Below are 23,763 nucleotides of genomic sequence, written 5' to 3' on the forward strand. Positions count from 1 at the left end.
CTGGGAGGCTTTGCTGTGCCCGACCCTGTAAAATTGACCCAATGAGCCCCGCCGATTTGACGCCTGAAGAGATCCAGGCCTGCCTCAAGGTCTTGAACACCATCCACGCCTACGACGAGGAGCACCCGGACTACGTCGCCATCCGTCGTGCCACGGGAAAGATGTTCAAGGCCGTCAAGCGGCATCGCCGGGTCACCAAACGGGACGAAATCGCGGAAGCCGACCGCGCTGTCATCGCACTGACCGCCACCGCGGCCCCGGACAGGATCGACGACGAGACCCGCGGCAACAAGCTCGCCACCTCGGCCACCGGCGAAATCGCAGGCCATCTCATCCGGTCCCGGCCCTGCTACATCTGCAAGCAGCACTACACGCAAGTGGACGCGTTCTACCACCAGTTATGCCCGGAATGTGCGTCTTTCAGCCACAGTAAGCGCGATGCCCGCACGGACCTCAGCGGACGCCGTGCCCTCCTCACGGGCGGGCGTGCCAAGATCGGCATGTACATCGCCCTGCGACTGCTCCGCGATGGCGCACACACCACAATCACCACTCGCTTCCCCAAGGACGCGGCACGCCGCTTTGCCGCCATGGAAGACAGTGCGGACTGGTTGCACCGGCTCAGGATTGTGGGCATCGACCTCCGGGACCCCTCACAGGTCATGGCCCTCACCGATTCCCTCAACGAAGCCGGCCCGCTCGACATCATCATCAATAACGCCGCCCAAACCGTCCGGCGTTCGGGGAATGCCTACAAGCCGCTGGTGGATGCCGAGGACGAGCCGCTGCCGGAAGCCCTGCAGGCAGCCAACGGCGGCCCGGAACTGGTCACGTTCGGCCATGCCCACGACAAACACCCCTTGGCCATCACGCACAGCGTCACGGAACATCCCGTGCTCGCGGGAGATGCGATTACCTCGCTCGCGCTGTCCACGGGCTCCGCGTCGTTGGAGCGGATCGCGACGGGCACCGCGATCGACGCCGGCGGCCTGGTTCCCGACCTTGCGACCATCAACAGTTGGACCCAAGTAGTGGACGAGGTTGATCCGCTGGAGATGCTTGAAGTTCAACTCTGCAACGTCACAGCGCCGTTCCTCTTGGTCAGCCGGCTCCGTGGGGCCATGAAGCGCTCCACGGCACGCAGAAAGTACATCGTGAACGTCTCGGCCATGGAGGGCCAGTTCTCCCGCGCCTACAAGGGCCCCGGGCACCCGCATACCAACATGGCAAAGGCCGCGTTGAACATGATGACACGGACAAGCGCACAAGAGATGCTGGACAGCGACGGGATCCTGATGACAGCCGTCGACACCGGGTGGATCACCGATGAACGCCCGCACTACACCAAGGTCCGGCTCATGGAGGAAGGCTTCCACGCACCGCTCGACCTCGTGGACGGGGCGGCGCGTGTCTACGATCCCATCGTCATGGGCGAAAACGGCGAAGACCAGTACGGGGTCTTCCTGAAGGACTACAAGCCCTCCCCCTGGTAATCCAGGCGGAGGGCCGCAGTCCCTTCTAAGTCAACCGCGTGATCTCGACTGTCACGGTGAGGCCTGAGCCGCCTCCGCCGGAAAGGATGCCCTTCAAGGGAGGAACATCCCGGTAGTCCCGGCCCCGCGCCACAGTGACGTGGAGGTCTCCGGCAGGCTTGTGGTTGGTGGGATCCCAGCTGCGCCATTCGCCGTCCCACCATTCCAGCCACGCGTGGGATTGGCCTGCGACCGTCTCACCGATCTCGGCCGTGGGCCGCGGATGGATGTAACCGGACACGTACCGGGCTGGAATGCCGCAGCTTCGGAGCGAACCGATGGCCAAGTGGGCGAGGTCCTGGCAGACTCCTTGGCGCTGGTTCCAGGCTTCCTCTGCGTTGGTGGTGACGCCTGTAGTGCCTTTCACATAGCTCATTTCGCCGCGCATCCATTCGAAAATGGCCAGGGCTGTCTCGTGCGGGTTCTTGCCGGCCACGACGGCGGGAATGATTCCGAGGACTTCCTCCCCCGGACCGCTGAGCTGCGACTGCGGCAACCAGTCGCTGAACTGGTCCCGGATCTCGTCGGAAGCCATCACATCCCAGCCGACGATCTCGGCGTCGAGGGCTACCCGTTCCACCCGGTGGACCTCGACGGTGGTGGTGGCCACCACTTCGAGGCGCTCGTGCGGCATCTGCATATCGAAGGCGGTGACGCGGGTGCCCCAATAGTCACGGTAGGTGCTCACAGCAGCTTGCGACGGCGTGATCTTCAGTGAGGATTCAAGGACCACCTGTTGCGGATCGGTCAACGGCGTCATGCGTGCCTCGTTGTACGACAGAGTCACACGGCGGTTGTATTTGTAGGCCGTCTTGTGGACGATGCTCAGCCGGGTCATGAAACTTCTCCCACCCAGGCCAGTTCATCCGCCTGATTGAAGTACTTACGGGAAATCGCGTCGGAAGCCTGCGTGACGGCCTTCTGCACCCGGTCCATATGCTCGGGCAGCTCGGACATGAGATCGTCCGTGCGATGGAACTCAAGGAAGGTACGGGCCTGGCCGACGATCCGACGGGCGTCGTTGATGAAGCCCACCCGCTGCGCGGAGGGATCCAACTTGGCCAGGCACTCGTCAGCGTCGCGCAGGGCGAAGACGATGGAGCGCGGGAACAGACGGTCCAGCAGGAGGAACTCGGCAGCGTGTTGGTCCCCGAAGGCCGCACGGCGGGTCCGAAGGAACGACTCGTAGGCGCCCGCACAACGCAGCATGTTCACCCATGACATTCCCGCGGAAAGGACATCCCTGGTGGATAGCATCCGCGCGGTCATGTCGGCACGTTCGAGCGAGCGTCCGAGGACCAGGAAAAGCCAGCTTTCGTCGTGGCTCACCGTGGTGTCCGCGAGGCCCCTGACCATGGCTGTGCGTTCCAGGACCCAGTTGCAGAAGCGGTACGTGCCCACGACGTCCTTACGGTGCTGGTTCAGACCGTAGTACGTGGTGTTAAGGCTTTCCCATAATGAAGACGACACGGTCTCGCGTGCCCGCCTGGCATTCTCACGCGCAGCCCCGAGGGAACCGGCAATGGACGTGGCACTCGTCTTGTCATAGGCGAGGGCGTGAAGCAATTCCGGCAAGCCGAATTCCTCACTCTGCGGCCTGGCTCCCATGACAGCCAGAAGTTCCCTCGCTACGCTGCGTTGTTCCTCGAGCGGCAGGTGGTTCAGGCGTTCGAGGTGGACGTCCAGGATTCTGGCCGTGCCGTCGGCCCGCTCCACGTAACGGCCGATCCAGAAAAGGGATTCAGCAATACGGCTCAGCATGGGGCTGTGCCTCCTTCGGGTCCTGCGTTGTAACGATGGATGTATCCTGCTCCGGCACCACGGCGTGACGGATCACTGCTGCTGGTCCGATTGGCGGTCCCGCCAGTTGCTTTCGACGGGCCAGACCGAGACCTGTTCGCGGACCGTGATGGCGGACCGCGGCAGCTCGACGGCGGGCAGCCGCGGGGAGTCCGAGAGCACCCAGGTGTCCTTGGACCCGCCGCCCTGGGAGGAATTCACGATCAGCGAGCCCTCCTTCAAGGCCACCCGGGTCAGCCCGCCCGGCAGCACCCACACGTCATCGCCGTCGTTGACCGCGAACGGACGCAAGTCCACGTGCCGGGGCCCGAACTTCTCCCCCGAGAGCGTGGGCACGGTGGAAAGCTGCAGCACCGGCTGCGCGATCCAGCCCCGCGGATCCGCCAACACCCGCTTCCGCAACGCCTCCAGCTCCTCGGCCGAGGCATCAGGACCGATCACCAGGCCCTTGCCCCCGGACCCGTCCACCGGCTTGACCACCAGCTCCCCGAGCCGGTCCAGGACCTGCTCCCGGGCCTCCTTCTCCTCCAGCCGGAACGTCTCCACGTTCGCGATCACCGGCTCCTCATGCAGGTAGTACCTGATCAGGTCCGGCACGTAGGAATAGACCAGCTTGTCATCGGCCACCCCGTTGCCCACGGCGTTCGCGATCGTCACCCCGCCCGCCCGGGCCGCGTTCACGAGTCCCGGACACCCGAGCATCGAATCGGAGCGGAACTGCAGCGGATCCAGGAATTCGTCGTCGATCCGCTTGTAAATCACGTCCACCCGCTGTTCACCGGCCGTGGTGCGCATGTAGACCCGGTTACCGCGGCAGATCAGGTCCCGGCCCTCGACCAGTTCAACGCCCATCAACCCGGCCAGCAGCGTGTGCTCGAAGTAGGCGCTGTTGAACACACCGGGGGTCAAGACCACCACGGTGGGATCATCGACCCCGGAAGGCGCCGTCTTCCGCAACGCCGAGAGCAGACGGCGCGGGTATTCCTCGACCGGACGGATGTGCTGCTGCCCGAACGCCTCCGGCAAACCCTTCGCCATCGCCCGCCGGTTCTCCAGCACGTAGGACACGCCGGAAGGCACACGGACGTTGTCCTCCAGCACCCGGAAGGTGCCCGCCGCATCACGGACAACGTCGATACCGGACACGTGCACCCGCACGCCACCGGCCGGTTCGAAACCGTGCACGGCACGGTGGAAATGCGCGCTCGTGGTCACCAATGCCCGCGGCACCACGCCGTCAGCGACCACCGCCATCCGCCCGTAGACATCGTCCAGGAACGCCTCCAGCGCCCGCACCCGCTGCGCCACACCCCGCTCCAGCACATCCCACTCATCAGCCGGAATCACCCGCGGCACGATATCCAGCGGGAAGGGTCTCTCCTCCCCCGCATAATCGAACGTCACACCCCGGTCCAGGAACGTCCGCGCCATCGACTCGGCACGGGCGCTCACATCCGCAAGCGAAAGCTCGCGGAGAGCACCGTCCACCTGGCCGTAGGACTTTCGGGCAACGGTGCCCGGGGCGAACATTTCGTCGTAGGCGCCGGAACGGGCGGCGGCCTCGGAGTAATCCCGGAATAGCTCTGACATGGGATTCAGACAATCACCTTTTCGATTACGAACGCATTTCGCGTTCTGCATGTTGCGCAGTGGCACCGGCTGTAGCGCGGGGTTTGCTAGCTGCAAATATACCGGGCACGGCCGCATGGGCCGCCGGACGCGCCCGTGCGGTGCTGGTTGCGCTTGGCTCCTGGTTCCTTATTGCCCTCCTGGGCTGGGCGCCGTCTTCCTCATGATTAGATAGCTGGGTGTCGAATCACAACTTGGCGCGCGCTGAGGCCGCCACCCGTTCAGCCCTGATCAGCACTCACAGCTACGACGTCTCCCTTGACGTCCGCGAAGCCGCCGATGCCGGCGTACCGGGGTACACAAGCCGCAGCGTCATCAACTTCTCGGCCAAGCCTGGTTCGTCCACGTTCCTGGATTTCATCCACGGCGGTGTACACAGCGTCTTCCTCAACGGAAAGCGACTGGATGTCGCCGAGGTAGTGGACGGCGACAGGATCCACCTCAACAATCTCCAGGCCGAAAATCAGGTCACGGTCACCGGAACCGCCCTTTACAGCCGATCCGGCGAGGGCATGCACCGCTTTGTCGATCCCGCGGACGGACAGTGCTACCTCTACACGCAATACGAACCGGCGGATGCCCGCCGTGTGTTCGCGAATTTCGAGCAGCCGGACCTGAAGGCCGAATTCACCTTCCACATCATGGCTCCTTCTTCTTGGCAGGTGGCTTCCAATGGCGCCGAGCTCGCCCGGACGCAACTGACGAGCGATCCGGCGACGAGCCGCTGGGACTTCGCCACCACCAAGCGGATGTCCACCTACATCACCACGGTCCTCGCCGGTCCCTATTTCCGCGCCACGGACCAATGGAGCAAGACGCTCGACGACGGGACCAGCCTTGAGGTTCCCCTGGCGCTCTATTGCCGCGCATCCATGCAGGGGTCCTTCGATGCCGCCGGGCTTTTCCGGCTGACGAAGAACGGCCTGGAATTCTTCAACGATCTCTTCGACTATCCGTACCCCTGGGGCAAGTACGATCAGGCGTTCGTGCCCGAGTACAACCTTGGTGCCATGGAAAATCCCGGCCTGGTCACCTTCACGGAAAAGTACGTCTTCACCTCACGGGCCACCGATGCCCAGTACCAAGCCCGCGCCAACACCCTCATGCACGAGATGGCCCACATGTGGTTTGGCGACCTCGTGACCATGACCTGGTGGGACGATCTCTGGCTCAAGGAATCCTTCGCCGACTACATGGGTACCCTCGGCGTAGACAAGGCCACGGACTGGGACAGCGCCTGGGTGAATTTCGCGAACAAGCGCAAGTCCTGGGCATATCTGCAGGACCAGTTGCCCACGACCCACCCTATTGTCGCGGACATTCCCGACCTCGAGGCCGCCAAGCAGAACTTCGACGGCATCACCTATGCCAAGGGCGCATCCGTCCTCAAGCAATTGGTGGCCTACGTCGGATTCGAGGCGTTCATTGCCGGCTCGCGCCGCTACTTCAAGGATCACGAGTACGGCAACACCTCGCTGGCCGACCTCCTCCAAGCCCTGGACACAGCGTCGGGCCGGGACCTTGGAGCATGGGCCCGGCAGTGGCTGCAGACCTCCGGGATCTCCACCGTTGCGGCCGAGATCGCCGGAAACGGCGATGCCATGGCAACGGTCACCCTGCGCCAGGACTCCGTGGATCCCGTCACGGGCAAGCAAGAACACAGGCCGCACAGGCTCAGGATCGGTCTTTACAACTTTGACGACGGCGGCCAGTTGCTCCGCACGGAGGGCATCGAGCTCGACGTCGACGGCGCCGAAACCACGGTAGGGGCACTCGAAGGAAAGCCGCGCCCGGCCCTCCTGCTCGTGAACGACGACGACCTCAGCTATGCCAAGGTCCGCCTGGATGCGGGATCCGAAGCAACAGTACGTTCCTCCTTGGACCGCCTCAGCGACCCCATGGCCCGGGCGTTGTGCTGGACAGCCCTGTGGGATTCAGCGCGCGACGCCGTTACCCCGGCGGCGCTGTACGTCGCCGCCGTCGAACGCTTCGCCCCCGCCGAGTCAGGAATCGGCGTCCTCCTCAACGTTCTGGACAACGCGGTGACCGCCGTCGAGCGCTACATCCCGGCTCTGCAGCGGGATGAAGTCCGGGAGCGCCTGATGGCGGCCAGCGCGAGGCAGCTGCGGACCTCCGAGCCGGGCTCGGACCAGCAACTCGCGTGGGCCAGGGCCCTGGCCCAGTTGTCGCGCCATGATGGGGCTTACGTCGAGTTCCTCCGGGGCATTCTCTCCGGCAGCGTGACCGTGGACGGGCTGACGGTGGATGCGGATCTCCGGTGGAGCCTGTGGCAGGCGTTGGCAGCCAACGGAGCGGCCACGCTTTCGGAACTGGATGCCGAGCTAGCCCTGGACCACACCGCTTCCGGGCGCGAAGGCCATGCTCTGGCCGGAGCTGCCCGTCCCGATATTGACGTCAAGACCGGCGCATGGAATGCCGCGGTCAACGACACTGGGCTCTCCAATGAGATTCTGAGCGCCACAATCGCAGGTTTCTCCCTTGCCCCGTCCGGGCTCCTGGACGGCTTCACGGAACCGTACTTCGACTGCCTGGAGGATATCTGGCAGTCCCGGAGCATCGAGATCGCAAGCCGGATTGTGCGGGGCCTGTTCCCCGCGGCCCAGGATCTGCAGGCCGGGACGGCTCCGGGAGATCATCCTGTGCTTCGGCGCACGGACGATTGGCTTAGCGCCCACACGGCGGCTCCGCGTGCACTCCGGCGCATCATCATTGAGCAGCGAAGCCATTTGTTCCGCGCCCTGACGGCGCAAGCCGCCGGCGCTTCGCAACAAGAAGCTGTGGCACTGCAGCAGGGCTGACGCGGGAGCCGGCGTTGACGAGCTGGCCTTTGAACCAAGGAGATCGCCGGCATCGTCTTTAGATGCAAAGCCCGGCGCTCCGCATGGGCCTTTCCTGAGGACGGTCACCATGAAGATTCCTCGCCCCGTGCTTGCCGCCGCAGTGCTGAGCGCCAGCCTATTGCTCGGAGGCTGCTTCGGCGGACAACCCGCCGCTCCGGCACCCGCAAGCCCACCGGCGAGCACAACGCCCGCCCCAAGCGCGCCGTCGCCTGCACCGACGGCGACGCCGGTCGCGCCAACTACTACCCCGCCCGCCGTCGTTCCACCCCCAGCGCCGCCAACCGTCGTTCCGCCGCCTGTACAGGCGCCGCCAACCGTAGTCCGGCCTCCAGCACAGGCGCCACCCCACATGGTTCCGCCGCCCCCGCGGCACCCCAATGGCGGCGACCGCGACGGCGACGATAACGGCGGACCGGACGACGGCGATGGAAACCGCTAGCGCGCCAAGGCGCCACAGAACAACACTGTTCGCCGTGCTCTCCCTGGGCGCGGTTGCTGCGATGCTGGCCGTCGCAGCTTGCAGTTCGTCTGTTCAAAGCCCGGGGACAAGCACCGTGCAGTCTGCGGAGTTGCCGTTCGCGTGGTTCACGGCAGCTCCGGCCCCGGCAGGCTGGAGAACCATGGACCTTCCGGATGGCACCGGGGTCCTTTCAGTCCCTCCCGATGCGAGTCCTGCCGAAAGCGACCCCGGCAGCGTGTCCGCGACTGTGTCGTCGTCAACGGGCGAACTGCGGGTGTACCTCAACGCCACACCCCGGCAGGGCAGCGAGTCGCTGGACAATTGGAGCACCTTCAGGCTCGATCACTTGGCGGACGAGAACTCCTCGCCACCCACCAAAATCGCTGAACGCACCGGAATGGCTTTCCGCGGAGGCACGGGTTCCTGCGTGGAGGACAGCTACGTAACCCGCGTCGGCAACAACCGTTACCGTGAAATGGCTTGCCTCGTAGCGGGGAGCAAGGGCATCAGCGTCCTCATCGTGGCTGCTTCGGCCGATTCATGGCCGCTCTACGGTCCGGTCCTGGAACAGGCAGTGAACGCGTACCGGGCCGGGTAACTAGGGAACACCGGCAGTTAAGGGACACCGGCAGTTAAGGGGCACCCGGAGTTAAGGGACACGGTGCAGCCATTCTTCGGTACCGAACTTTGACTGCACCCGTTCCCGGGCTATTGCCAATTCGGCGTCGGTGATGCTGGACTCCGTGGCGCCGTAGCGCTCGGTGAAAACTTCCTGCATGGCTTTGATGATCTCTGTCCGTGCCAGGCCGGTTTGCCGGCGGAGTGGATCCACGCGCTTCTTTGCGCTGCGGGTGCCTTTGTCGGATAGTTTTTCCTTGCCGATGCGCAAGACCTCCACCATCTTGTCGGCGTCGATGTCGTAGCTCATGGTGACGTGATGCAGCATTCCGCCGTTGGCGAGGCGCTTTTGCGCGGCACCGCCGATCTTGCCCTGCTCGGTGGCGATGTCATTGAGCGGGACATAGAACGCGGTAATGCCCAGTTTTTCCAGGGCAGCCATGACCCACGCGTCCAGGAAAGCGTAGGAATCGGCGAAGCTGATGCCATCGACGAGGCTCTGTGGCACATAGAGCGAATAGGTAATGCAGTTGCCCGCCTCCATGAACATGGCTCCTCCGCCGCTGATGCGGCGGACCACCGTGATGCCGTGGCGCGCGACGCCGTCGGGATCCACCTCGTTGCGGAAGGACTGGAAGCTGCCGATCACCACCGACGGCTCTTCCCAGTCCCAGAAGCGCAGGGTGGGCTTGCGTAGCCCGACCCCGACCTGTTCGGTGAGGACCTCGTCCAGCGCTACATTGAGGTGGGTGGGAAGGACCGACGGCGGGATGACCTCCCACTGGTGGTCCGCCCACCCGCTCGCCTTGGACAGCGCCCTGCGGACAGCAACGGCGACGGCGTCGGCAGAGAAGCCGAACAGGACCGTGTCGGCGGGCAGTGCGGCGGTGACGGCGGCGGAAATCTCCGCCGGCGTCGAACTTTCCGGAAGGCCCGTGAGCGCCCGGTTGATGTCCAGCAGGGCCTCGTCCGGTTCGAGGAAGAAATCGCCGCTGAGCGAGACGTGCGCGAACCGCCCGTCCACGACGTCGAGGTCGACCACCACGAGTTTTCCGCCGGGGACCTTGTATTCGCCATGGAGCCGGGGTTCGTCTTGCTCGAAAGGCATGCTGGAAGTCATGGTTTCCATCCTGCCGGAAAACGCAAAAGCCCGCAGCCGCCGAAGGTACGGCAGGTGCGGGCTTTCACAGAAGCTTGGAGGTGAAGTTGATTACTTCTTGCCGCCGAAGCCCTTGAAGCGAGCGTTGAAGCGCTCGACGCGGCCTGCGGAGTCCATGATGCGCTGCTTGCCCGTGTAGAACGGGTGGGACTCCGAGGAGATTTCGACGTCGATGACCGGGTAGGTGTTGCCGTCTTCCCACTCGATGGTCTTGGAAGAAGACACGGTGGACTTGGTCAGGAACTTGACGCCGGAAGCCAGGTCGTTGAATACAACAGCTTCGTACTTCGGGTGGATATCAGACTTCATAATGGGACCTTTTGTTCACGCAGCTGGATTTTGCCAGCTGCCAGGTATGAATGGATTCGGTCCGCGCACCGCCTGCCGTTCATAACGGTTTTCCGGTGCCGGGCCAACAATCAATCATAGCGGAAACCGCAGGGCCAAACGAACCGAGGTCAGCCGCGGGGGCGGTCTCCTCATTGGCCGCGCCTGTCAGGAGTGCCTGCAAGTGTCCTGGCTAGTTTGCTTCCCTGTAGTCGTGGTGGACGTCGTTCGGCAGGGACTCTGCCTCGCGTGAGCGGAGTTCTGCTTTCAGCTTCCGCGTCTTCTGGATCTGTATTTCGTTGAGTATCAGAGGAATGAGCGCAAAGAGCGGGAAGACGAGCCGCCCGAAGACAGGGAGGTCTTCGAGAAAGATCGCCCAGAACACTGCGAAGCCGAATACAGCACTATAGATGTACCGGAAGACAAGCATGTTTCTCCTCGTGCGTTATGCGCAGTCGCGGGCTGGCATGGGTATGGCCCCGGCTCCAGGATTCCAAATCCTGAATCCGTAGCAACCCCACAGGAGAAGCCCTGAGCTGGACTGCCAGACGTTTCCGATGTTGCGGACGATGTCCTTGGCCGAGCCGAGGCCGACGAGGGAGCAGATGGCGGTGAAGACCTTCCCGACCCAGCCGGTGATGCCGACCAGCGTGCAGGAAGTGCCTGGGCCGGCCACAAGAATCGAGGCCGTCATCTTGCGGATGGTGTCAGCCTCCCAGCCGTACATGGCGACGACCGGGTATGGAATCCACTGGATCGAGGGATCCGCGACGATTGGATAGGCAGCACCGTTGGTGTTGACGTGCTGGGTGATTTTGGACCCGTTGACGGTATACGACGTCGGGAGCTTCTTGCCGTTGGAGTCGAGTGCCCATGGGGCACTGATGAATGGAATCACGATGCGGCGGACTGGTTGCGGAGCTGCACGCCGCCGTCGTTGGTGAGTTCTGCGACGTACCCGTCCGGGATCGACATGGAGAAGTCCGCGGAAGACTTGCCCCGGTCGAGGACCATGATCATGCTCTGGGTATCTTTGGTGCGGGCGACCACGGAGTTTTGCACGTCGTCGGCGGCGATGGCGGCGCCGAGTGGTTCGGCTTCGCCGTGGACTCTCGCAGTCCCGACCATGGCACCCTGCTTCTTGACGACGGCGTCGCCCTTGAGAAGGCCGGAAGCCTTGGCGGTGATCCTCTTGACCGTCTGGACCGCGTCCTTGACAGACTGCTGTTCGGCGGCATTGGCAGGTGCGGCGAGGCCGACGGACGCGATCAGAACTGCCGCTGCCGCGGTTCCCCTGAGCAACTTCTTCAGTGCATTCATCAAGTTGTCCCCTAACCTCGGATTGACTTGGAATCAGCAACACCAAAGGTGATAGCCGTCTTTCACTTTATTTTGCGGCGTCGACGGAAACGTCATCCTCGGGGACTAGATTGTGCGCCGATTCGGTTTTGCCTGGTCCACCTATCGGATGAGCCGGATAACGACGCTCAGACCCTTCGCGCCGCAGGCGTGCCCGACCGGGGCAGAGCGCCGGCTGTTGCTTGGCTCGCCCGTCTAGTGTTCGACGGGTCGGAATCGCGGGCTCGAGTTGGCGAAGAGACAGCAGACCCCAGCCAAAGAATCATGCTGCACTTTGTCTCAGAAGTCCGCATGTGGAGCGGTGGATCCCACTTCAGCTGTACGAGGCCACGCCGACTTGCGCCGAGATCGCAATGGAGGGTCTGAGCGGCTAACGCGCCAGCCGGGTCTCCTCCTCCAAGTGGCCGAGCTTGTCCGGGTTCCGCATGGCGAAGATCCGTGCGATCCTGCCGTCCTCCACCACCAGGCTGATGAGTGACGGACCGCCTGCTTCGTCGTCGATCCGGATGCCGAGGCCGCCGTTGAGCCAAAGCAGAGCGATTTTCGGGTTGAGCGCGGCCTCCGGGAAGGACCGCAGCAGATTTGTTACCTTCTTCGCACCGTACACGGGCACCCGAACCGCCTGCGCGAGGCCGCCGCCGTCGGCGATGAGTACGACGTCAGGCGCCAACACATCCATCAAGCCCTGTACATCCCCGGTGGTGACCGCCGCCAGGAACCGTTCGACGACTTGCTGCTGCTCGCTGCGGTCCACGCGCATGCGGGGGCGGCGGGCGGCCACATGAGAGCGCGCACGGCTGACGATCTGGCGCACGGCCGCCGCTGACTTGCCGACGGCCTCGGCAATCTCTTCGTAGGGCACGTCGAAAACCTCCCGTAGTACGAAGACCGCCCGCTCCACAGGGGTGAGCGATTCGAGAACCGTGAGCATGGCGATCGAGACGCTTTCGGCCAGTTCCACGTCCTCGGCGACATCCGGCACGGTGAGCAGGGGCTCGGGCAGCCATTCCCCGACGTAATCCTCCCGCCGTCGTGACAGCGCGCGGAGGCGGTTGAGCGCCTGGCGGGTGACGATACGGACGAAATAGGCCCGCGGGTCACGTACCTCCGCGCGGGCTCCGGCGCCCAGGTCAGACCACCGCAGCCAGGCCTCCTGCACCACGTCCTCGGCATCGGCGGCGGAGCCGAGCATTTCGTAGGCGACGGTGAAGAGCAGGCTGCGATGGGCGACGAAATGGTCCAAGCTGTCGGTGGCGCCGGAGCTACTCATGCCCGCCACGCTACCGCGCACCGCTTCGTGCCGCGAGCGGCTTCAAACCACAGGCATCCGCGAAACCCTCGGACTCAATGCCGAGGGCGACATTGCCGCGGGTCGTGAGGTTGGCAAAGCTGATAACGCTGGTCAGCTCAACCAGGGCCGGTGCGCCGAGCTGCTCCAGCAGCCGGGCAGCGAGCTCGTCAGTGACCGTTACGGGGGTCGTGCTCATCGCTTCGGCATATTCCAGCACGTCCCGCTCCAGGGGCGTGAAGACCCCGGAATCACGCCAGCGCGGGATCTGCTGTGCCTTTTCCAGGTCGAGGCCGTGGTTGTGGGCCATGAAGTAGTTGTAGTCCAGGCACCACGTGCAACCGATGAGTGAGGCCACGGCCATGTGCGCGTAGGACTTCAGCGACTCGTCACAGCTGTTCCACTTCTGCAGCTTCTGTCCAAAGCCCATGGATGCCTTGAGAACGGGCTGGTTGTGCCACATGACGCCCAGCGATTCCGGGACTTTGCCAAACATCTTCGCGCTGAACTTCTTGATGAGTGCGCCGTAGAAACCGGTGATCTCTGCGGCCGGGATCCTGCTGGTCATGACTCCTCCTGCGGGTCGGTTCTGGGTCCTACGACATGAAGACACCGCCCGCGCCCGATCTGTGACAGTGACGCCGTGAAGCCAGAGGGCGGCGTCCACCTGATCTGATAACTGTCCCCGCCCGCGTAGCCTAGGGCTAACGATTATTGGGGGGAACCAGTGAATTTAAGTCCAGCCTTCAGTGTTATTGGGGTTCTGTACGCGATCGTCACGTTCGTGCTGGCCGGACTGGCGGTGTACGCCCTGGTCCTCGTCATTGTTTTCCTTCGGCTGCGGATCGCCGAGCTGAAGCAGGCGGCACGGCGCAAAGACGATCCCCTGCGGTGATGACTCGAGCAAGCGAATGACCCGGTCAGGACGCGTCAGGGCTGCCATGGGATATGGCGACGGACACAGCGAGCAGCTGATCGGGAAGGTGCTCACCGATCGGCAGGAGCCGGTGGTCGTCGCGACCAAGGCCTCGCCGAAGAACAGGCAATGGCCCGCGGCGGCCGATACGCCGGTCTCGGAGGCCTTCCCCAAGGGCTATCTCCGCGAGTGCACCGAGGCGAGCCTCGCACGGCTCGGCACGGACAGCATCGACGTGCAGCAGATGCATGTCTGGGCACCCTGACCCGACTCAGATTTTCCTGCCTGCCGTTCGTTACCTCGTCGCGTAGAAGGCCACAGCCGACGACGCAGCAACGTTCAGCGAGTCGACGCCGTTCAACATCGGAATCGTCACTCGGGCATCAAGTAATTGATCTGTCTCGGGCTTCAGCCCGTCGCCTTCGGTTCCGAAAACCAGCACCAGGTTTTGATGATCCTGGGCCACCAGCTCATCCAGAGTGATGGCCCCCTCCCCCAGGGACATGCCTGCCACGAAGTAGCCCGCCTCTTTCAGCTGTTCGATGCTAGCCGGCCACGGGTCGATCCTTGTCCACGGCACCTGGAAAACGGTGCCCATACTGACCCTGATCGAGCGCCGGTACAACGGATCGGCACACTGAGGCGTCACAAGCACGGCGTCAACGCCAATGGCCGCGGCTGACCTGAACACGGCTCCGACATTCGTATGGTCGGTAAGGTCCTCAAGCACTGCGATCCTTGATCGCCCTCGTGCACGAACGCAATCGGCGAGAAGTTCTTCGAGGGGCACGGGCGCGGGCCGGTGCATGGCTGCCATGGCACCGCGGTGCAGGTGGAATCCGGTGATTTCCTCAAGCAGGGAAGACTTGCCGATATAGACCGGCACCTCGGGGAACTGTTGGAAAACGTCGTCGAGGTCTTCCAGCCATTTCTCCGCGAGGAAGAAGGAACGGGGCTGGTGCCCGGCTGCGAGGGCGCGTCTCAGCACCCGTGACGACTCTGCGATGTACATGCCTTCCACGGGCTCGCGGAGCTTGCGGAGGTGGACATCCGTCAGTTGCGTGTAGTCGGAAACACGCGGGTCGTCGGCGGTTTCGAGGTAGTGGAAAGTCACGGGTTCCTATTTCAGCAGGTTGGCGATCATGAAGCCGAGGGCCACGATGCCGAGCGCGAAGATCACGATGCGCAGCGCGAGGGGCTTCAGGCGCCGGCCCACTTTGGAGCCCACCAATCCGCCGATCAACGAACTGACCGCAATGACGGCCACCACCGGCCATTCGATCCGGCCAAAGGCAAACAGGAGGTAGGAGCACGCTGCCACCACGTTGACGGCCAGCACGAGGATGTTCTTCATCGCGTTGGCGTTCTGGATGGTGCCGGTCATGAAGACACCCAGAATGCCGACCAGCAGGATGCCCTGGGCCGCCACGAAATAACCGCCATAGACCCCTGCGAGGTACACCAGGACCACCAGGACAACGGTGTGGCGCTTGTCATGAATGGCGTGCTCCGGGTTGCCTGCCCGGTCCTGCACCCACCGTTGGAGTTTGGGCTGGAAAAGCACCATGAGCAGCGCGACGACGATCAGGATGGGAGCGGCGTAGTAGAAGACCTTCTCCGGGAGGTGCAGCAGCAGCCAGGCACCCGTGATGCCGCCGAGCAGCGACGCGGGCAAGAGCCTGAGGAGTTGCCGGCCACGGCCCCTGAGTTCGTGGCGGTAGCCCCAGGCCCCTGTCACGTTGCCTGCCACAAGCCCCATGGCGTTGCTGATGGTCGCGGTGACGGGTGCGTAGCCCAGGGCGATGAGGACCGGGAACGTGACCAGCGTGCCGGAGCCGACCACGCTGTTGATGGTTCCGGCCCACAAGCCCGCGAAAAAAATCAGGATGCCGTTAAGGATCTCCACTGCTTTTCGCTGCCCCGGCCTAGCGGCGGGCGGTGGCCGTGTAGCGGCCGGAGTTTTCGGTCACGTCCAGGGGCAGGCCGAAGGTGTTGCTGAGGTGTTCTGCGGTGAGGACTTCCTCGATGGGTCCTGCGGCAACCACCCCGCCGTCGCGAAGCAGCATGGCGTGGGTGAATCCCGGAGGAACCTCTTCAAGGTGGTGCGTGACAAGGACCATTGCCGGAGCGTCCTCGTCGCGGGCGAGCTCACCGAGTTTGTGGACGAGCTCTTCGCGTCCGCCAAGGTCCAGGCCGGCTGCCGGCTCGTCGAGCAGGAGCAGCTCCGGATCGGTCATGAGGGCCCGGGCGATCTGCACGCGCTTGCGCTCACCTTCGGAAAGCGAGGAGAAGGAGCGGTTCAGCAGCGGACCCATGCCCCACTCATTGAGGAGACCGAAGGCCCGGCGCTCGTCGTCGCGCTCGTACCCTTCGCGCCAGCGGCCGGTCACACCGTAGGCAGCGGTGACCACGACGTTCAGCACGTTTTCCTGTTCCGGGATCTGGGTGGCCAAGGCCGCGGAGGAAAGGCCGATGCGCGGACGGAGCTCAAACACGTCCACGCGGCCAAGCGTCTCGTCAAGGATCCCGGCTTTCCCGCTGGTGGGATGCATCCGTGCGGCGGCGATCTGGAGCAGAGTGGTCTTGCCGGCGCCGTTGGGACCGAGGATGACCCAGCGTTCGCCTTCATTGACCTGCCAGTCAACCTTGTCCAGCAGGGTCTTGGTACCTCGGACAACGCTGACGGAAGCCAATTCAAGAACATCACTCATAGGAGTAGACACTAGGACAAAAACGGGGGCGATTGATAACCGAAACTTCGGTCACACTGTTTGCGCGCCGCCATGAATGAAACAGGAATTCGGGCGGCGGTTCCGCCCTCGCTAAGATTGCAGCCATGAGTTCGAACTTGACCGCGGTCAGCTATGGCGTGAATTTGTCCCCTTCGGAGCTTGAACACCTGCGCAAGGTGCTGTCCGGATCGGGGGCTTCCTTCACGTCGGAGTCGCGTTCGGGCGACGAGCGCTTCGGGGTCTACACCATGGGCCTGGCCGTTGACGGGGCTACCGTCGCCGATTTATCAGGCATCCGGCGCAGGGTCGCCGAGGCCGCCGCACCGGGCATGGACACGGCGATCGTCGCCGACGCGCTGCGTGACGCATCGCGCAAGCTGCTGATCATGGATGTGGACTCCACCCTGATCCAGCAGGAAGTGATCGAACTGCTTGCCGCACATGCCGGCAAACGCGAGGAAGTAGCGGCCGTCACGGAGGCCGCGATGCGCGGCGAGCTGGACTTCGCACAAAGCCTTCACGCCCGGGTGGCGGTCCTCGCAGGCCTGCCGACCGCCGTCGTCGACGCCGTCCGCGCCGAGGTGCGCCTCAGCGAGGGGGCGGCCGAACTCGTGGCTGCATTCAAGGCCGCCGGCCATGCGGTGGCGGTGGTGTCCGGTGGCTTCAACCAGATCCTGCGGCCTATCGCTGAGGAACTCGGGCTGGACTACTGGATCGCAAATGAACTTGAAATCGTTGACGGCTTCCTCACGGGCAAAGTCGTTGGCGACGTGATCGACCGCGCCGCCAAGGAGAAATACCTTCGCGAGTGGGCAGCCGCCGAGGGAATCGACCTGGAGCACACCATTGCCGTGGGTGACGGCGCGAATGACCTCGACATGCTGGGCGCTGCGGGCATCGGTGTGGCGTTCAACGCCAAGCCTGCCGTCCGGGCGGTAGCCGATGCCGCCATCAACATGCCGTACCTGGACGCCGTCCGGCATATCGCCGGCGTTTAGGCGGGAATTCACGCGCAACGAAGAAACGGCCCGGGACTGTGTCATTCAGACAGTCCCGGGCCGCTTCTTGATGCGCTAAAGGGTGATCAGGCGCTCTTGCCGAAGTAGTCGGCGCCGCCGACGTATTCGGTGTGGCCGCTCTCGACGTCGGCCGTGACCATCTTTGCCACCTCGGCGGCGAATTCCTCCACCGAGTACAGCTTGCCGGACTCGGCCCGGCGGGCCTCAATGGCGCCCGGGTTGGAGCGGTCCAGCAAGGTGGCCGTCACGGTGCCCTCGATCATGTCGCCGGAAACCACGACGAGCGAGATGCCCTTGTCGGCAAGGTCCGGGAGCAGTCCGCGCAATGCGTCTTCGCCGGCGCGCTTGCTGCGGGCTACGGGCTCGTACTCGGGCATCGTAGGCACGGTCTCGACGAAGTGCGCCTGGTGGCTCGTGACGAACACCACGCGTGAACCTTCCGGCATCAACGGAACTGCCGCGTTGAGCATGTTGATCTGGGCATCGCGGTTCAGCTTGAGGGCGTAGTCCTCCTCCATGCCGGATTCCATGCCGCCGGAAGCGTTGAGCACGAGGACGTTCAGCGAACCGAATTCCTCCATGGCCGCGCTGGCCAGCGCCTGGACGCCTTCCTGGGTGGTCAGGTCCGCGCCGACGGCTACAGCGCGGCCGCCGCTTGCTTGGATCTCGCCCACTACCTTGTTGGCCCGGGGGGCCTTCTGGCGGTAATTGACGACGACGGCGGCGCCCTCGCCAGCCAGGATCTTGGCTACTTCAGCGCCGATGCCGCGTGAAGAACCGGTGACGATTGCCGTCTTGTTGTCCAGCAGTCCCATTCATGCTCCTTTATTCAAAACGTCCAACTTGTTCAAAACATCCAAGATCTATTGGTCCCGAGTCAATCATGCCAGCGGGATTGGTGATCTAGTGGCCCATGCCCAGGCCGCCATCCACGGGGATGACGGCACCGGAAATGTATGCGGCTTCGTCACTGGCAATCCAGCGGACCACGTTGGCGACCTCGGAGGCCTCTGCAAAACGGCCGGCCGGAACACTCGCCAAGTAGGCTTTCTGGGTGTCTTCGGGAAGCTCCGCGGTCATGTCGGTGTTGATGAAACCCGGTGCGACCACGTTCGCCGTGATGCCCCGGCTGCCGAGTTCCCGGGTGAGGGAACGGGCAATGCCCACCATGCCGGCCTTCGAGGCCGAGTAATTGATCTGTCCCGGGGCACCGTAGAGGCCAGACACGGAAGAGATCAGCACAACCCGGCCCTTGCGCAGGCGGATCATGCCCTTCGAAGCCCGCTTGATGACCCGGAAGGCACCAGTGAGGTTGGTGTCGATGACGGAGGTGAAGTCGTCCTCGCTCATGCGCAAAAGCAGGGTGTCCTTGGTGATTCCCGCGTTGGCTACCAAAACCTCAACAGGTCCGTGGGCGGCCTCGACTTCCTTGAACGCGGCATCGAGGGAAGCCTCGTCGGTCACATCGGCCTTGACGCCAAGGATGCCCTCGGGAAGGGGCGTTTCGCTGCGGTACGTCACGGCGACCTTGTCACCGTTGGCGAGGAATGCCTCTGCGATAGCCAGGCCGATGCCGCGGTTTCCGCCCGTGATGAGGACACTGCGGGCGGTTGATACTGCTTCAGACATGCTGCTCTCCAGAGTTCCGCGGCAGCACCGTGCCGCTTGAAAGTGGGTGATTTCCTGCATCGATCTTAGCCGCCGCGAGCCTCCGGCCGCGGGTAGCTGCGCCCGGCGCGGTTTGGGAGGCCCGTTCGGGGGTGAGAGAATTGAGGGAAGCCGTTGGAGCGTGATGAATCAGCCGTGACAAGAGATAGCAGTCCCCTGCAGGCACCCGGGGACCCGGACGCCGTTTCAGGCGACCCCGTGGTGCACAGCATTACCGACGCCGCTGCCGCCCACTCGGACGACATGCGCGAACGAATGATCAAGTATGCCGTGGCGATGGGTATCCGCTTGGTGTGCCTCATCCTCATTTTCGTGGTCGATGGCTGGTTCAAGATCATCGCCGTCGCAGGGGCCGTGTTTTTGCCTTGGATTGCCGTAGTGATCGCCAATGGCAGCGACAAGGCCGAAGTACACAGCGACGCCTTGTTGGACTACGTCCCGGCCGCGGAGCTGGAAGCGTCACCCGATGAAGGGGAGCCGGCCGCAGCGCCCGTCACCATCTTGGAGGGCGAACTCATCGACGACGACGCCCGCCAAGATGCCTCCGGCCCGGAGCCGGATGACACCACCGGCGGCAAGCACCACTATCCGTTCAGCGGGGAAGAACAGGCGGCTTCATGAACATCTTCACTTTGGGCGGGCTTGGGCTAGAGAGTGAGCAACATGCCGGCCAGGGCGAGACGCCTGCGGCTGTGTGCTCACGCAAGGCGTGCCGCGCGGATGCCACGTGGCAGCTCCTCTGGAACAATCCCCGTATCCACGCTCCCGAACGCCGCAAGGTGTGGCTGTCCTGCGAGGAGCACCGGGAATGGTTGGAGGACTACCTGCAGACCCGCGGCCTTTGGAAAGAGACATTACCTTTCGACAAGCCCACTGACCCAGGCGAGGCCCGCTGAATGTACCGCTTTCTTTTTTCCAGCAAATGGCTGGGCTACTTTGTCTTGGCCGTGATCTTCGCCACGGGTTGCGTTTTGCTGGGCCGCTGGCAAATGGACCGCAGGGCCGAGACGTTGGCGGAAATCAATCGTGTCGTCAACAACTATTCGGCCACTCCCCTTCCCTTCTCTGCTGCCAAGGCGGAGTTCCAGTCTTTGGATCCCGAACGGGAATGGGCGCAAGTTGAGCTGCACGGAAGGTACGACGTTTCGGGACAACGAGTCGTCCGTAACCGTCCCCTCAACGGCCAGCCGGGTTACGAGGTAGTGGTCCCGTTCCGGTTGTCGAGCGGCGAAGCGGTTGTGGTTGATCGCGGGTGGCTGCCCATCGGAAACAAGACTCCCGGCCACCCCGACAGCATCCCGGCCCCGCCGGCCGGGGAGGTCACCGTCGTCGTACGATTGCAGGCTTCGGAGGCCGACCTAGGGCGTGGCGCCGTCGATGGCCAGCTGCAATCGATCGATCTTCCTTCCTACGCCACGGAACTTGGCTATCCCATCATGACCGGTGCCTACGGGCAGCTCGCCACAGAGTCGCCGGCTGTCCAGGTGATGCCCGCGCCGTTCGCCAAGCCGGCCACGGACGAGGGTACCCATCTCTCCTACTCCTTGCAGTGGTTTGCCTTCGGCGTGCTCATGTTCGTCGGTTTCGGCTACGCGGCCCGGCAACAGGCCCGCAATGCCCGGATTGATGCCGAGGACGAGGAAGAAGAGCTAAGCGCGATTCCTCGCCGCAAGGAGCCCGCGCCACGGAAATCAAAGCGGCCAACGGCCGAAGAAGAGGAAGACGCCATCCTGGATGCACAAGGCTACTGAGATGGTCCCGGCACCCGTGCTGAATGTGAAGTCGGCCCTGACCGCGGCCGGCGCCCAAGACACGGTGCGCACGTTCGACGACGAAGTCCCCACCGCGGCCGCGGCGGCTTCGTTGCTGGGTTGCGATGTTGCGGCCATCGCCAACAGCCTGGTGTTCGAGCTTGACGGCGCTCCCCTGTTGATTCTCGCGAGCGGGGCCGCGAAGGTGGACACCGCCCTGGTGGCGGCGTCCTTGGGGACGGCCAGGATCCGCCGGGCAAGCCCTGACTTTGTCTTTGAGCACACCGGCCAGGCCGTAGGCGGCGTAGCTCCCGTTGGACACCCGCAGCCCATTCGAACCATCCTCGATATTTCGCTCCAGGAGCATCCACTGCTCTGGGCAGGCGCGGGTGACCATAACTCGATGTTCTCCATCAGTTACAGCGAGCTCCAACGGATTACGGCCGCCCAGCCCTTGAAGGTCCGCTGAGGCGTTAGTCTCCCGCGGTTATGATCCGGTTGGTCATTGACCCGCGGGTCATTGATCCGCCGCGGCCTGGGGCTAGGCTGTGAGCATGGCTGAATACACCTACGTCACGTACATCGAAGGAACCCCGGACCAGATTTGGACGGCACTGACGGACGAAGCCCAAAGCGCTGAGTACTGGGGCCACGCCAATGTCTCGGACTGGAAGGCAGGTTCACGCTGGGAACACCGGCGCACGGACGGCTCCGGAACGGCCGACGTCGTGGGAACCATCCTGGAGGCAACCCCGCCGGCGCGCCTTGTGAACACGTGGGAGGATCCCGCGGTTCCAGCAGTGGTGAAGCCCGACGTAGTCACCTTCACCATCGAGTCACATGACGGCATTGCCAGGCTCACGGTCCATCACAGGAACATCGCGGACGACGAACAGTTGGCGATTGCAGGCCGCGGCTGGTCGGCGGTCCTGTCCAATCTGAAAAGCTACATCGAACTAGGCCGGCCACTTGCCTCCGTGCCGTGGGAAATGCCCTGAGGCGATCGCCTAAGCGAGGGTGATGAGGTCCAGGTAGTCTTCGTTCCAGTGGTCCTCGACGCCGTCCGGAAGCAGCACCACGCGTTCCGGGTTCAGAGCCTCCACGGCGCCTTCATCGTGGCTGACGAGCACGACGGCGCCGGAATAGTTCCGCAGTGCGCCGAGGATCTCAGCGCGGCTGGCCGGGTCGAGGTTGTTGGTGGGCTCGTCCAGGAGCAGCACGTTGGCGCTCGAGGCCACGATCGTGGCGAGGGCCAGCCGCGTCTTCTCACCACCGGAAAGCACACCCGCCGGTTTGTCGACGTCGTCGCCCGAGAACAAGAAGGAACCGAGGATCCCGCGGACCTCTGCGTCCTTCATGTCCGGAGCTGATGAACGCATGTTCTCCAGGACGGTGCGGTCGTGGTCCAGGGTTTCGTGTTCCTGTGCGTAGTAGCCCACTTTGAGCCCGTGGCCCGGGACGATCTCGCCGGTGTCCGGCTTGTCCACCCCTGCAAGCATCCGCAGGAGGGTGGTCTTGCCCGCACCGTTGAGGCCGAGGATGACCACCTTGGAGCCGCGGTCGATTGCCAGGTCCACATCGGTGAAGATTTCCAAGGAGCCGTATGACTTGCTCAGGCCTTCCGCCGTGAGCGGAGTCTTGCCGCACGGAGCAGGATCCGGGAAACGCAAAGCCGCTACGCGGTCATGCTCGCGGACTGCTTCCAGGCCGCCAAGCAGCCGTTCGGCACGCTTCGCCATGTTCTGCGCCGCAACGGCCTTGGTGGCCTTGGCCCGCATCTTGTTGGCCTGGTCCATGAGGACCTGGGCCTTCTTCTCGGCGTTGGCGCGTTCTCGCTTGCGGGCGCGCTCGTCGGTTTCACGCTGTTGCAGGTAACGCTTCCAGCCCATGTTGTAGAAGTCGATCTGCGCCCGGTTGGCGTCCAGGTGGTAAACCTTGTTGACCGTGGCTTCGAGGAGCTCCACGTCGTGGCTGATCACAATCAGCCCGCCCTGATGGCCCTTGAGGAAGTCACGGAGCCAGGTGATGGAGTCTGCGTCGAGGTGGTTGGTGGGTTCGTCGAGGAGGAGCGTTTCGGCGTCCGAGTAGAGGATCCTGGCCAGCTCCACGCGGCGGCGCTGGCCGCCGGAAAGTGTCTTGAGAGGCTGGTTCAGGAGCCGCTCGGGAAGGGCCAGGTTGGAGGAGATAGCTGCGGCTTCGGCTTCGGCGGCATAACCGCCTCCTGCGAGGAACTCGGCTTCCAAGCGGTCGTAGCGGTTCATGGCTTTGCGCTGGACCGTTGCGTCTTCGCTGGACATGTCCGTTTGGGCTTGCTTTAGCTTGCCCACCACCACGTCGAGCCCGCGGGCGGAAAGGATGCGGTCCCGTGCCAGCTGTTCCATGTCCGGGGTCCGCGGATCCTGGGGCAAGTAGCCAATCTCACCACTGCGGGCAACCTTGCCTGCCGCGGGCAGTCCCTCGCCGGCAAGAACGCGGGTGAGGGTCGTCTTGCCTGCGCCGTTCCGGCCCACCAGACCGATTTTGTCCCCCTTATCCACGCGGAAGCTCACCTGGTCCATGAGCAGGCGGGCGCCGGCGCGCAGTTCGAGTTCCTGGACGGTAATCAATTCGGGGGATGCCTTTCAATGGGGAACACCCGCAGCAC

27 protein-coding genes are annotated in these 23,763 nt (G+C 63.9%); 11 read left to right on the top strand and 16 right to left on the bottom strand.

What is annotated here, in order from left to right:
- The first annotated feature begins 41 nt into the window (after positions 1-41).
- Entirely contained in the window at positions 42-1,493 is a 1,452-nt protein-coding gene (locus tag ACFVTG_RS01795) for an SDR family oxidoreductase (protein ID WP_284755637.1), read from the top strand.
- Between the two features lie 25 nt (positions 1,494-1,518).
- Here the strand turns inward: ACFVTG_RS01795 and ACFVTG_RS01800 are convergent, their stop codons facing one another.
- The 3 genes from ACFVTG_RS01800 to ACFVTG_RS01810 form a co-directional block, all read right to left on the bottom strand.
- A complete protein-coding gene (locus ACFVTG_RS01800; RefSeq protein ID WP_284755639.1) occupies positions 1,519-2,370 on the bottom strand; it encodes a transglutaminase family protein in 852 nt (283 codons plus the stop codon).
- On the bottom strand, positions 2,367-3,293 hold the full coding sequence (locus ACFVTG_RS01805; protein ID WP_078108851.1) for an alpha-E domain-containing protein: 927 nt from the start codon (positions 3,291-3,293) through the stop codon (positions 2,367-2,369). Before ACFVTG_RS01805 ends, ACFVTG_RS01800 begins: the two co-directional genes overlap by 4 nt.
- A 72-nt stretch (positions 3,294-3,365) precedes the next feature.
- The gene (locus ACFVTG_RS01810) at positions 3,366-4,922 is read right to left on the bottom strand and encodes a circularly permuted type 2 ATP-grasp protein (protein WP_390277504.1); all 1,557 of its coding nucleotides are present in this window, start codon (positions 4,920-4,922) and stop codon (positions 3,366-3,368) included.
- Positions 4,923-5,140: 218 nt separating this feature from the next.
- Here ACFVTG_RS01810 and pepN point away from each other — a divergent pair, with 218 nt between their 5' ends.
- Both pepN and ACFVTG_RS01820 read left to right on the top strand, forming a co-directional pair.
- Positions 5,141-7,780, top strand: coding sequence for an aminopeptidase N (gene pepN / locus ACFVTG_RS01815; RefSeq protein ID WP_390277506.1), 2,640 nt, complete (start codon positions 5,141-5,143; stop codon positions 7,778-7,780).
- Positions 7,781-8,199: 419 nt separating this feature from the next.
- Entirely contained in the window at positions 8,200-8,880 is a 681-nt protein-coding gene (locus ACFVTG_RS01820) for a hypothetical protein (protein ID WP_390277508.1), read from the top strand.
- Positions 8,881-8,931: 51 nt separating this feature from the next.
- Here ACFVTG_RS01820 and ACFVTG_RS01825 read toward each other — a convergent pair whose 3' ends face one another.
- From ACFVTG_RS01825 to ACFVTG_RS01855, 7 genes are all read right to left on the bottom strand, one after another.
- Positions 8,932-10,029: a biotin/lipoate A/B protein ligase family protein gene (locus ACFVTG_RS01825; protein WP_390277510.1), complete on the bottom strand. Its 1,098-nt coding sequence runs from the start codon at positions 10,027-10,029 to the stop codon at positions 8,932-8,934.
- 81 nt (positions 10,030-10,110) lie between these two features.
- Positions 10,111-10,368, bottom strand: coding sequence for a type B 50S ribosomal protein L31 (locus ACFVTG_RS01830; RefSeq protein WP_009358283.1), 258 nt, complete (start codon positions 10,366-10,368; stop codon positions 10,111-10,113).
- Between the two features lie 211 nt (positions 10,369-10,579).
- The gene (locus ACFVTG_RS01835) at positions 10,580-10,816 is read right to left on the bottom strand and encodes a hypothetical protein (RefSeq protein WP_390277512.1); all 237 of its coding nucleotides are present in this window, start codon (positions 10,814-10,816) and stop codon (positions 10,580-10,582) included.
- A gap of 15 nt (positions 10,817-10,831) precedes the next feature.
- Positions 10,832-11,284, bottom strand: coding sequence for a hypothetical protein (locus ACFVTG_RS01840; RefSeq protein WP_390277514.1), 453 nt, complete (start codon positions 11,282-11,284; stop codon positions 10,832-10,834).
- The gene (locus ACFVTG_RS01845; protein WP_390277516.1) at positions 11,281-11,706 is read right to left on the bottom strand and encodes a hypothetical protein; all 426 of its coding nucleotides are present in this window, start codon (positions 11,704-11,706) and stop codon (positions 11,281-11,283) included. The genes ACFVTG_RS01840 and ACFVTG_RS01845 overlap by 4 nt, the downstream gene beginning before the upstream one ends.
- 409 nt (positions 11,707-12,115) lie before the next feature.
- A complete protein-coding gene (locus ACFVTG_RS01850; protein ID WP_390277518.1) occupies positions 12,116-13,015 on the bottom strand; it encodes an RNA polymerase sigma-70 factor in 900 nt (299 codons plus the stop codon).
- A 10-nt stretch (positions 13,016-13,025) separates the two neighbouring features.
- A complete protein-coding gene (locus ACFVTG_RS01855) occupies positions 13,026-13,601 on the bottom strand; it encodes a carboxymuconolactone decarboxylase family protein (protein WP_307053026.1) in 576 nt (191 codons plus the stop codon).
- A 159-nt stretch (positions 13,602-13,760) separates the two neighbouring features.
- On the opposite strand from ACFVTG_RS01855, the gene ACFVTG_RS01860 reads away from it, so the two are divergent.
- Together ACFVTG_RS01860 and ACFVTG_RS01865 are read left to right on the top strand one after the other, a co-directional pair.
- Positions 13,761-13,928: a hypothetical protein gene (locus ACFVTG_RS01860; RefSeq protein WP_284752806.1), complete on the top strand. Its 168-nt coding sequence runs from the start codon at positions 13,761-13,763 to the stop codon at positions 13,926-13,928.
- Positions 13,929-13,944: 16 nt separating this feature from the next.
- Complete coding sequence (locus ACFVTG_RS01865; RefSeq protein ID WP_284752805.1) at positions 13,945-14,214, top strand: aldo/keto reductase; 270 nt, start codon at positions 13,945-13,947, stop codon at positions 14,212-14,214.
- A 30-nt stretch (positions 14,215-14,244) separates the two neighbouring features.
- Here the strand turns inward: ACFVTG_RS01865 and ACFVTG_RS01870 are convergent, their stop codons facing one another.
- The 3 genes from ACFVTG_RS01870 to ACFVTG_RS01880 are packed head-to-tail and all read right to left on the bottom strand — an operon-like array spanning position 14,245 to position 16,660.
- Positions 14,245-15,063, bottom strand: a complete 819-nt coding sequence (locus ACFVTG_RS01870; protein ID WP_284752804.1) for an RNA methyltransferase — start codon at positions 15,061-15,063, stop codon at positions 14,245-14,247.
- Between the two features lie 6 nt (positions 15,064-15,069).
- Positions 15,070-15,855 (bottom strand): sulfite exporter TauE/SafE family protein, encoded by a 786-nt coding sequence (locus ACFVTG_RS01875; RefSeq protein WP_284752803.1) that lies wholly within the window; start codon positions 15,853-15,855, stop codon positions 15,070-15,072.
- A gap of 19 nt (positions 15,856-15,874) precedes the next feature.
- Positions 15,875-16,660, bottom strand: coding sequence for an ABC transporter ATP-binding protein (locus ACFVTG_RS01880; protein WP_059389255.1), 786 nt, complete (start codon positions 16,658-16,660; stop codon positions 15,875-15,877).
- 125 nt (positions 16,661-16,785) lie between these two features.
- On the opposite strand from ACFVTG_RS01880, the gene serB reads away from it, so the two are divergent.
- Positions 16,786-17,679 (top strand): phosphoserine phosphatase SerB, encoded by an 894-nt coding sequence (gene serB / locus ACFVTG_RS01885; RefSeq protein ID WP_284752802.1) that lies wholly within the window; start codon positions 16,786-16,788, stop codon positions 17,677-17,679.
- 86 nt (positions 17,680-17,765) lie between these two features.
- On the opposite strand, the gene ACFVTG_RS01890 is transcribed toward serB, so the two are convergent.
- Both ACFVTG_RS01890 and ACFVTG_RS01895 read right to left on the bottom strand, forming a co-directional pair.
- On the bottom strand, positions 17,766-18,515 hold the full coding sequence (locus ACFVTG_RS01890; protein ID WP_390277523.1) for an SDR family oxidoreductase: 750 nt from the start codon (positions 18,513-18,515) through the stop codon (positions 17,766-17,768).
- An 88-nt stretch (positions 18,516-18,603) separates the two neighbouring features.
- A complete protein-coding gene (locus tag ACFVTG_RS01895) occupies positions 18,604-19,329 on the bottom strand; it encodes a beta-ketoacyl-ACP reductase (protein WP_059389256.1) in 726 nt (241 codons plus the stop codon).
- A 153-nt stretch (positions 19,330-19,482) separates the two neighbouring features.
- On the opposite strand from ACFVTG_RS01895, the gene ACFVTG_RS01900 reads away from it, so the two are divergent.
- From ACFVTG_RS01900 to ACFVTG_RS01920, 5 genes are all read left to right on the top strand, one after another.
- Positions 19,483-19,989 carry a DUF3099 domain-containing protein gene (locus tag ACFVTG_RS01900; RefSeq protein ID WP_284752799.1) on the top strand — a complete coding sequence of 169 codons (507 nt, stop codon included), beginning with the start codon at positions 19,483-19,485 and terminating at the stop codon, positions 19,987-19,989.
- Positions 19,986-20,264 carry a hypothetical protein gene (locus ACFVTG_RS01905; protein WP_390277526.1) on the top strand — a complete coding sequence of 93 codons (279 nt, stop codon included), beginning with the start codon at positions 19,986-19,988 and terminating at the stop codon, positions 20,262-20,264. The genes ACFVTG_RS01900 and ACFVTG_RS01905 overlap by 4 nt, the downstream gene beginning before the upstream one ends.
- Entirely contained in the window at positions 20,265-21,119 is an 855-nt protein-coding gene (locus ACFVTG_RS01910) for an SURF1 family protein (RefSeq protein ID WP_284752797.1), read from the top strand.
- Complete coding sequence (locus tag ACFVTG_RS01915) at positions 21,103-21,588, top strand: YbaK/EbsC family protein (protein WP_284752796.1); 486 nt, start codon at positions 21,103-21,105, stop codon at positions 21,586-21,588. Before ACFVTG_RS01910 ends, ACFVTG_RS01915 begins: the two co-directional genes overlap by 17 nt.
- An 85-nt stretch (positions 21,589-21,673) precedes the next feature.
- Positions 21,674-22,117 (top strand): SRPBCC domain-containing protein, encoded by a 444-nt coding sequence (locus tag ACFVTG_RS01920; protein ID WP_284752795.1) that lies wholly within the window; start codon positions 21,674-21,676, stop codon positions 22,115-22,117.
- Positions 22,118-22,126: 9 nt separating this feature from the next.
- Here the strand turns inward: ACFVTG_RS01920 and ACFVTG_RS01925 are convergent, their stop codons facing one another.
- On the bottom strand, positions 22,127-23,725 hold the full coding sequence (locus ACFVTG_RS01925) for an ABC-F family ATP-binding cassette domain-containing protein (protein ID WP_184735294.1): 1,599 nt from the start codon (positions 23,723-23,725) through the stop codon (positions 22,127-22,129).
- Positions 23,726-23,763 lie beyond the last annotated feature (38 nt).

Source organism: Arthrobacter sp. NPDC058127, from assembly GCF_042884555.1.
Taxonomy (GTDB): Bacteria; Actinomycetota; Actinomycetes; order Actinomycetales; family Micrococcaceae; genus Arthrobacter.

Bases quoted from the DNA above. Each gene is read 5' to 3' on its own strand.
- ACFVTG_RS01820 (WP_390277508.1), top strand. From the start codon at position 8,200: ATGGCGGCGACCGCGACGGCGACGATAACGGCGGACCGGACGACGGCG.
- ACFVTG_RS01835 (WP_390277512.1), bottom strand. From the start codon at position 10,816: ATGCTTGTCTTCCGGTACATCTATAGTGCTGTATTCGGCTTCGCAGTG.
- ACFVTG_RS01850 (WP_390277518.1), bottom strand. From the start codon at position 13,015: ATGAGTAGCTCCGGCGCCACCGACAGCTTGGACCATTTCGTCGCCCAT.
- ACFVTG_RS01845 (WP_390277516.1), bottom strand. From the start codon at position 11,706: ATGAATGCACTGAAGAAGTTGCTCAGGGGAACCGCGGCAGCGGCAGTT.
- ACFVTG_RS01915 (WP_284752796.1), top strand. From the start codon at position 21,103: ATGCACAAGGCTACTGAGATGGTCCCGGCACCCGTGCTGAATGTGAAG.
- serB (WP_284752802.1), top strand. From the start codon at position 16,786: ATGAGTTCGAACTTGACCGCGGTCAGCTATGGCGTGAATTTGTCCCCT.
- ACFVTG_RS01830 (WP_009358283.1), bottom strand. From the start codon at position 10,368: ATGAAGTCTGATATCCACCCGAAGTACGAAGCTGTTGTATTCAACGAC.
- ACFVTG_RS01800 (WP_284755639.1), bottom strand. From the start codon at position 2,370: ATGACCCGGCTGAGCATCGTCCACAAGACGGCCTACAAATACAACCGC.
- ACFVTG_RS01905 (WP_390277526.1), top strand. From the start codon at position 19,986: ATGAACATCTTCACTTTGGGCGGGCTTGGGCTAGAGAGTGAGCAACAT.
- ACFVTG_RS01865 (WP_284752805.1), top strand. From the start codon at position 13,945: ATGACCCGGTCAGGACGCGTCAGGGCTGCCATGGGATATGGCGACGGA.
- ACFVTG_RS01805 (WP_078108851.1), bottom strand. From the start codon at position 3,293: ATGCTGAGCCGTATTGCTGAATCCCTTTTCTGGATCGGCCGTTACGTG.
- ACFVTG_RS01855 (WP_307053026.1), bottom strand. From the start codon at position 13,601: ATGACCAGCAGGATCCCGGCCGCAGAGATCACCGGTTTCTACGGCGCA.
- ACFVTG_RS01895 (WP_059389256.1), bottom strand. From the start codon at position 19,329: ATGTCTGAAGCAGTATCAACCGCCCGCAGTGTCCTCATCACGGGCGGA.
- ACFVTG_RS01795 (WP_284755637.1), top strand. From the start codon at position 42: ATGAGCCCCGCCGATTTGACGCCTGAAGAGATCCAGGCCTGCCTCAAG.
- ACFVTG_RS01920 (WP_284752795.1), top strand. From the start codon at position 21,674: ATGGCTGAATACACCTACGTCACGTACATCGAAGGAACCCCGGACCAG.
- ACFVTG_RS01880 (WP_059389255.1), bottom strand. From the start codon at position 16,660: ATGAGTGATGTTCTTGAATTGGCTTCCGTCAGCGTTGTCCGAGGTACC.
- ACFVTG_RS01910 (WP_284752797.1), top strand. From the start codon at position 20,265: ATGTACCGCTTTCTTTTTTCCAGCAAATGGCTGGGCTACTTTGTCTTG.
- ACFVTG_RS01890 (WP_390277523.1), bottom strand. From the start codon at position 18,515: ATGGGACTGCTGGACAACAAGACGGCAATCGTCACCGGTTCTTCACGC.
- ACFVTG_RS01810 (WP_390277504.1), bottom strand. From the start codon at position 4,922: ATGTCAGAGCTATTCCGGGATTACTCCGAGGCCGCCGCCCGTTCCGGC.
- ACFVTG_RS01825 (WP_390277510.1), bottom strand. From the start codon at position 10,029: ATGGAAACCATGACTTCCAGCATGCCTTTCGAGCAAGACGAACCCCGG.